Here is a 7,509-nt window from a genome sequence, read left to right as displayed (position 1 = left end):
CTTTTCCAGTTCTTTTGCTATTTTATCCACAATTGTAGCAATTTCTTCATCTGATGTCTTTTCGAAATCGTGTGCTACATGCTCCAGCCGCTTTCTTTCTTCTCGCCGATTTTCCAACCATTTCCACTTAGGACTGTCTTTCTCCAACATTGATAGATAAATATTATATAATGGTGTGACTTTCACTAGAAGATCTGTCAGCTTTTCACCAATTGATCTCTTATGATGATACTCCTTCAGTTGTTCTTTGGACAGATTATAATATGGATCCTTAAGTACCTCTTCTGCCATATCCGCAAATTTGATATAACTTGGCGTCTTCCAGTCAATCGTATATACCTCATCGATCAGTTCTTCACTGACAGGAAACGGCATTGAACAATTATCCTGTGTTGTTACCTCAAATTCGTCAAATTCTGTGATCTTATGTGCATTCTGGAAAAATGCCAGTTCATAATCTTTGGGTACTGGTATCGGAAATAGCAAATAGCACATTTTCTTCCCAAAATACGCTTCTACAAATGTAGAACTGTTTCCTGTATATACCTTATCACTGATCAGGATCCATTGCTTTACAGATTTATCTCCTATTACCTTAAAATTAGGTAATGTCTTCTCCATCTCTATTGCTGTCAGACTCTCTTCACCTGGATGTGGTCTGTATATAAAGACAATATCCTTTCTTTCCTCACAAAGCTTTCTGATCCAACCTAAAATAATCTTCTTGGACGGGAGCATACAATCCTGATAATAAGACCTCCAACCCTCACCAAACCGTCTGCACATTTCCTTCAGATACTCTTCTGTATGGGTATCCGAAAAATATGGTGAAATAAACAAGAATACTTTCTTATCTGCCGGAATCCCGTAATCCTTCACCACTTCTTCTTTGGACAGATAATATCCCTTTAGCTCATCTCTCAGGAAATCCATTCCAACATGACCTACAAGTTTGACTTTCTTAGGATCCATCTTCACCACGTTCAGCATCCGTCGCTTATTCATTTCTCCCCATGAAACTCTGACTACATCCTTGGCTACACCGGAATAATTTTTATAAGCCTTTTCGTCCTTCTCATCCATGGGAAACACAATATTTTCCCACTGCATATCGATAAGCTTATCAAATGTTACAAACCTTTTCGTATGCCATTCTATGGAACTGTTCTGATAACAAGCCATGGTAACTACAACTTTAGCGTGATAGATAGGCCGCATTGCCTTCAACGCCTCTGCATCCTCAATATGGACAATTTTAGTCGTATACCCCCTCCTGTCAAGTTCATACTTTAACAGGCACAGGTTCTCCAGCTCACGTACCTTATGCTCATATACAAACAAAAAATCAACTTCTTTGATCTGATACTTTCCCATTTATTTTTAAATCTCCTGATCACTAAAGTATTTCTTCACTTCCGCCAATACTGTAAGTGCCATTGCCTTCTCCATGACATTGCCCTGTTTAAACATCACTTTGATATCTTTCCTCAGGCTGTCTGTAATGACTGGATTCTCTATATTTTCTTCATAATATTTCTCATATAAATTCACTGTCTGCATATCTCTGTGATACCAATAATCCACCGGTGTCATACCATCTCTACTGCTCTTTCCAGCCAGCTTTGACACTTTCATTCCTATAAGCCGCCTGATTGTTCTAATCTTTCTTCGCCAGATATGATCTTCTCTTGGTCTTATACCACCCCATTTTTCCCATCCGAATTTCGTAGCATCTGGATATTTCTGGAGCATCCATTTCAGATAAATATGATGTCTGTTCCGATATTCAAACGGCAGTGAAAACACTGTATTCAGGAAATCCACATCCATAAAAGGCGAATCTGTTTCCACATAATGCTGTCTTGTAATATAAGAAGACTGTGCTCCCAGCATTCCTCTGGTATAAATCGCAAACAGTTCCTGACAGGGATATTCCCCTAACAATGTTTCTTCGAAATCATAAGCTAATCTATCAGAATATCTGTGATAGCCAAATCTGGGGGCACCATAATTAAGTGTTCTGTCATGATAGAACGTAGAAAGTATCGCATCTCCTATCATACCCGTATGTTCCATACCAAACTGCTCTGTATTAAGAGTTCCTAGCATTCTGGCTCCACCCGTTATACCCAAAAAAAGTGCAGCCCCGTTGTTCTGTGAAGTAATGCTGTCAATATCCTGCATCCAGGCTGCATCATCCAGTGGCTTAAACAGATATTCATGCTTCAGATACAATGCAATCTCTTTGGAGATCACATCATCACTATATCCAGCCTGACTGTATGTGATGTTCATCTGATCTGTATAGCCAAGGTCATGTCCAACAAAGGAAACCATTCGACTGTCAAGTCCACCGCTTAAGTCTACCAGATGCCTATATCCATACTCCCTGTCCTTTTCAAATTCTCTCCTGACTGCCTCCCGAAATGCACGGTCAATTTTTTCAACCGCTTCATCCTCAGGTATCTGCTGTTCAGCATTCGGGATCATATAATATCTTTCTGCCTGAATATGTCCATCTTTAATTATAACATATTCTCCTGGCAGTACACGATGAATTTGTTCAATAAAGGTACTGTCATCTATCATATAGCCATAAGAAAGCATGTACTCAGCAGCTTTATCACAAAAAGAGTATTTTTCGTGATTCTCCCGTAGTACCTTCACCATATAATCAAGATGATTGGAAACCATCCATTTATCCATATTACTGTAATAATATACCGCCTTATTGCCCACCTGGTCAGTAAATATCCTAAGCTCCTTCAGTCTGCAATCATAAGCATAGCCACAAAAGCCTCCTCTCATTCTGTTAAGAAGGCTCTTCATATTCTGCCCGGCTTCCTCTGCAAATGCCTGAGACCAGTTCTGCCCGTAATCTGTAAAGTCCTGTCTGTTATAAACAAATCCATCCAGAAACACATCTGTCTGCCCTGTCTGGCAGGAAACCCTGTCCCCCGGGAATTTATTCAATGAATGATCATAAAAAACACATCCACTTTTTCTTACCTTAATATCTCCCAGACATTCTATATTCAAATTGCCTGCTGCCAGCCAACCCCGCATATCTTCGCTCCGTTATTTTTCATTTGCCAATAGTAATAATTCCTCTGCCATTGCTTCATAATTTTTATCTGCGTCAAATTTATCATGGAATATTTCCAATGATCTGTCACACATTTTAAAATAAATATTTGTTCCATACACTTCCCGCATTCTCAGGATTCCCTCAGCCACCTCCTGTGCTGTTGGATTTTCCGGCAGTAATACTCCATTGTCCTGAACCATAACAGGCAGTTCCCCTACCGCCGTAGCTATAACAGGAACTCCAAAGGATAATGCCTCCTGTACAGAAACAGGCGAACCACCTTCTGTAGATGTTGTTGTGATAAACGCTCCAACATAGTGGTTCCGATAGTATTGAATCACCTTTTCGTTTGGTACAGCTCCAAGAAATTCGAATGTTATATTCGTATCACTCTCCAGTTTCTGCTTTGCAAGATTCTTTAAATGAGTAAACTGTTCACCATTTCCTATATGAACCCACTTTATTTCTCTATCATTGATAAAAGATAATCCTTCAATAATCAATTCTATCCTTTTTATCTGAATTGCATTAGAACAACTTAAAAGCAAAAATTTATTCTCAGGCAACCACTCTCTTCTTTGCTGCCCAGTTATTTCTTTATCTGATACTCCTAATCTGTGAAGCGGATATTTTTTATTGTCTTTTTTTGAATACCTCTGCAGATAATACTCTTTAGCAAACCCAGCTGCAAAAATGAGTCTTTTTAAATTTCGATCCATCTGTTCTTTAAAAAACTGTCTTCCATACAGCTCCCTTGCATCATATAAGTCATATCCGTGTGTTCTTGCTATAATTTTAAGCCCTGGATACTCTCTTTGATGCATAGTCAGTCCCAAACATTTATAATCGAACCAATAAAAATAAACTATTGCCTCTGTTTCTGAGGTTAACCCTGCTACCTTTTTGAAATTCTGAAAAAATGCTTCTGCCGCTGTCCCAAACATAAGTGCACGGAAAATACGCTTTGCTGTCAATGTACGTGTTTTTATTATATCTTTTATTTCTAAATAACACTCTTTTTTTAGTAAGAATCTGATCAATGAGGAGATTTTCCTCCAGGTACAATTTTCCGTATCCATACGTATTGTATCTATATTCTGCGGATATGTCTGTTTTTCCTGCTTATCCACTTCCGTTGCAATCACTGTAACATCAAATTTTTCTTTTATATGATCATATTCTGCAGTAATAAATGAACTTTCACTATTTCCAAAAGGGAAACCCTTTGTTACTAAAAAAACTTTATATGCCACTTCATTTACTCTTCCTTTTTCACTAGTAATCTAGCCGGATTTCCTACTACTACCGACTTAGCTTCCACTTTCTTCGTCACATTAGTTCCCATTCCAACCACACAATTTTCTCCTACTCTAATTCGATTTCTTATGCTTGAATTAATTCCTAAAAAACTGTGTTCTCCCAGTTCTGCAAATCCTCCAACGATCGTACCTGCCGTAATTTCTGTATTTTTTTTCAAATGCGCCTCATGACCTATGTGAACAAGTGCATCTATTTTTACATTATCTTCTATTATCGTATCTCCACATGTACCTGTAGCAATATCATCACATGCTCCAATCTCTACATTGTTCCCGATAATAACTCTCCCTAATGCAGGAATCCTAATTCTATCCCCTTTTAAATCTACTGCCATTGTAAAACTGTAATCTCCAATTACAGCATTTTCATTACACAAAAAATCATTTCCAATGGTTGCACATTTAATAACTGATCCTGCCAATATAACTGCATTATCTCCAATTTTTACATTATGTCCTAGGATTACCCCTGGCTCAATATAAGCATTTTTTCCAATAGTTACACCTTGTCCAACAAAAAAGCCTTTTTTATCCTGCTTATATCCCCACTGTGCCTCCTGCTTTCTTATCTCATTTGTCAACTTAGTTGCAAACATAGCATACATATATTGCGGATTATCAGAAAACATAAAGCAATTTTCTTTTTTCAGTATTTCTGGAACCTGAATACCATTTTCTGCGAATACAAGACAATATTTTTTCCCTTGAAGATTTTTAATTAGGTCTTCTACTTTCTTTGAAATATACATCATCGTATGCTCTCGTGGAGCACCCACATATGATGCTCCATCTATATAAAAATCATATGCATTATTTATTGTGCAAACATTAACTCGCATCACTAGCTCCATTCTCTTTATAGTTGAATATCATACAATACTTTGCGAATTATACAATTAATATTACTTACTTCATCTTCTTCTAAGTATGCATGCATGGGAAGAGATAAACAGGTCTGACTGATTTCTTCTGTCTTTAAACAGTTTTTCCCCTGACACTTATTATTAAAAGCTGCCTGCTTGTGCATAGGTTTCTTATAATAGACAGCCGAAGGAATCCCAGCTTCCTTCAGTTTACCCATAACCAGTTCTCTCTCCTCAGAGCTTTTTAAAAGTATCGTATATTGTGCCCAGCTGGAACGCATTCCTTCCGTTATCACTGGTGTCTCTACAATATTCTTTAAGCCTGCAGTATATTGTGCTGCTACCCTGTTGCAGGCTTCTATTTCCTCTTCCAAGAATTTCAGTTTCACATTAAGAACTGCTGCCTGTATCGTGTCCAGTCTTGAATTCATTCCTATACGGATATTATCGTATTTATCTGTTCCTTTCCCATGCACCCGAAGAGACCTGAGTAGCTCAGCCCATGCGTCATTATCTGTAAATACGGCTCCGCCATCTCCATAACAGCCTAAAGGTTTTGCCGGGAAAAAGGATGTCGTTGCAATATCCCCAAAGCTACATGCTGCTTTATCACCAATACGTCCGCCAAACCCCTGGGCTCCATCCTCCAACACGTATAGATTGTACTTATCTGCAATCCTCCTGATTCTGTCATAATCTGCAGGCTGCCCAAATAAATCTACTGCGACTATTACTCTCGGCTTCAGTTCACCCTCACTTATACACTTTTCTATGGCAGATTCAAGATCATCTGGATCAATATTAAAAGTATCCTTACTGATATCTACAAATACAGGAGTTGCACCACACAAAGAAACTACTTCACCACTGGAAAAGAATGTAAAATCCGGAACAAAAACAGCATCACCCTTCCCAATTTCCCAGGTCATCAATGCAAGCTGCAACGCATCTGTTCCATTTCCACAGGTAATACAATGCTTCTTCCCAACATATTCTGCCAGTGCTGTTTCCAGTTTTTTTACAGCATCTCCCATAATAAAATCTGTATTAAGTAATACGCTTTCTATTGCCTGGTCTATATCTCTTTTATGTGTATAATATTGCTTTTTTAAATCTCTAAATTCCACTATTTTATCCTTCTACTTATCAAATCTTCCCTTGAACTGTATAGTACTGCATTCTTTCATTGGTAATTTTACAAAGCTTCCTTTGAATGCAGATTCATAGATTGCCAATACCAGCTCCAGTGCCCTTCTTCCTGCTCTGGCATCCACATAAGGCTGTCTGTTCTTTTCTATCGACTCTATTACATCCGCATATAGGGGTGTATGCCCATATCCATATACATTGGGGGGATTTTCATGAAATTGTCTTTTCACCTCTTCCGGATCATCAAGCATATCAGAAAAACGCCACTCTTCAATTACATTAACTGACTGACCTCCTGCCTTTACCGTTCCTTTCTCGCCAAATAAATATAAGGTTTCTTCAAGATTTTTAGGATATATATCTGTAGTTCCTTCTATAATTCCGTAAGCACCACTCTTAAACTTGACAAGCGCTATACCAAGATCCTCTGCTTCTATATAGTCATGATGCAGTCTGTCTGTCATACCAACTACTTCGTCAATATCATCCCCAAGCATCCACCGGAGAAGGTCAATATTATGGATACACTGATTCATCAAAGCTCCGCCATCCTGTTCCCATGTTCCTCTCCAGCTGGCCCGGTCATAATACTCATGATCCCTGCACCATCTGATATGTGCCGTTCCATAAAACATCTTTCCAAAACGTTTTTTCTCCACTGCATCTCTTATCTTCTGTATAGATTTATTAAATCTGTTCTGATGACAGGCGCATACCTTAACTCCTTTTTCATCCGCTTTTTTGATGATCTTATCCGCATCTTCCAAGGATAGCGCAATAGGCTTTTCAATGATCAGATTGCACCCTGCTTCAATGCAGTCAAGTGCTATCTGCGCATGCTTCCCACTCTCAGTTGCAATTGCTACCAGATCAATCACTTCCTCTGCCAGCATTTTTTTATAATCTGTATACAGTTTTACTGTGTTTGGAAGATCAAACTTTACTTTTTTATCAATCATATTTTCTGGAACAATATCACAAATAGCAATCATCTCCAGATTATTTGCCTTTGCTGCTGCAATATGATTCGGTGAAATTCTGCCACAACCAATTAATGCATATCTCATATGTTACCCTATACTCCCTGATC

General features: G+C 38.4%; 6 protein-coding genes. All 6 read right to left on the bottom strand.

Annotated elements, in window-relative coordinates:
- Window positions 1-1,374, bottom strand: a 1,374-nt coding sequence (locus WJQ40_RS00835) for a surface carbohydrate biosynthesis protein (RefSeq protein WP_337537594.1), incomplete at its 3' end; no start/stop codon positions are given.
- 6 nt (window positions 1,375-1,380) lie between these two features.
- Complete coding sequence (locus WJQ40_RS00830; RefSeq protein WP_337537593.1) at window positions 1,381-3,066, bottom strand: hypothetical protein; 1,686 nt, start codon at window positions 3,064-3,066, stop codon at window positions 1,381-1,383.
- 12 nt (window positions 3,067-3,078) lie between these two features.
- Window positions 3,079-4,341, bottom strand: coding sequence for a glycosyltransferase (locus tag WJQ40_RS00825; RefSeq protein ID WP_337537592.1), 1,263 nt, complete (start codon window positions 4,339-4,341; stop codon window positions 3,079-3,081).
- Window positions 4,342-4,346: 5 nt separating this feature from the next.
- Complete coding sequence (locus WJQ40_RS00820) at window positions 4,347-5,246, bottom strand: DapH/DapD/GlmU-related protein (protein ID WP_337537591.1); 900 nt, start codon at window positions 5,244-5,246, stop codon at window positions 4,347-4,349.
- A gap of 17 nt (window positions 5,247-5,263) precedes the next feature.
- Window positions 5,264-6,397, bottom strand: a complete 1,134-nt coding sequence (locus WJQ40_RS00815) for a DegT/DnrJ/EryC1/StrS family aminotransferase (protein ID WP_337537590.1) — start codon at window positions 6,395-6,397, stop codon at window positions 5,264-5,266.
- A 12-nt stretch (window positions 6,398-6,409) separates the two neighbouring features.
- Entirely contained in the window at window positions 6,410-7,486 is a 1,077-nt protein-coding gene (locus WJQ40_RS00810) for a Gfo/Idh/MocA family oxidoreductase (protein ID WP_337537589.1), read from the bottom strand.
- Window positions 7,487-7,509 lie beyond the last annotated feature (23 nt).

The sequence above is a fragment of the Suilimivivens sp. genome, assembly GCF_037359455.1.
In the GTDB taxonomy this organism is placed as follows: domain Bacteria; phylum Bacillota; class Clostridia; order Lachnospirales; family Lachnospiraceae; genus Suilimivivens; species Suilimivivens aceti.
This window is presented reverse-complemented; position numbering and strand designations above follow the sequence as displayed.

Coding starts and splice junctions, on each gene's coding strand:
- WJQ40_RS00830 (WP_337537593.1), bottom strand. CDS start 3,066: ATGCGGGGTTGGCTGGCAGCAGGCAATTTGAATATAGAATGTCTGGGA.
- WJQ40_RS00810 (WP_337537589.1), bottom strand. CDS start 7,486: ATGAGATATGCATTAATTGGTTGTGGCAGAATTTCACCGAATCATATT.
- WJQ40_RS00820 (WP_337537591.1), bottom strand. CDS start 5,246: ATGCGAGTTAATGTTTGCACAATAAATAATGCATATGATTTTTATATA.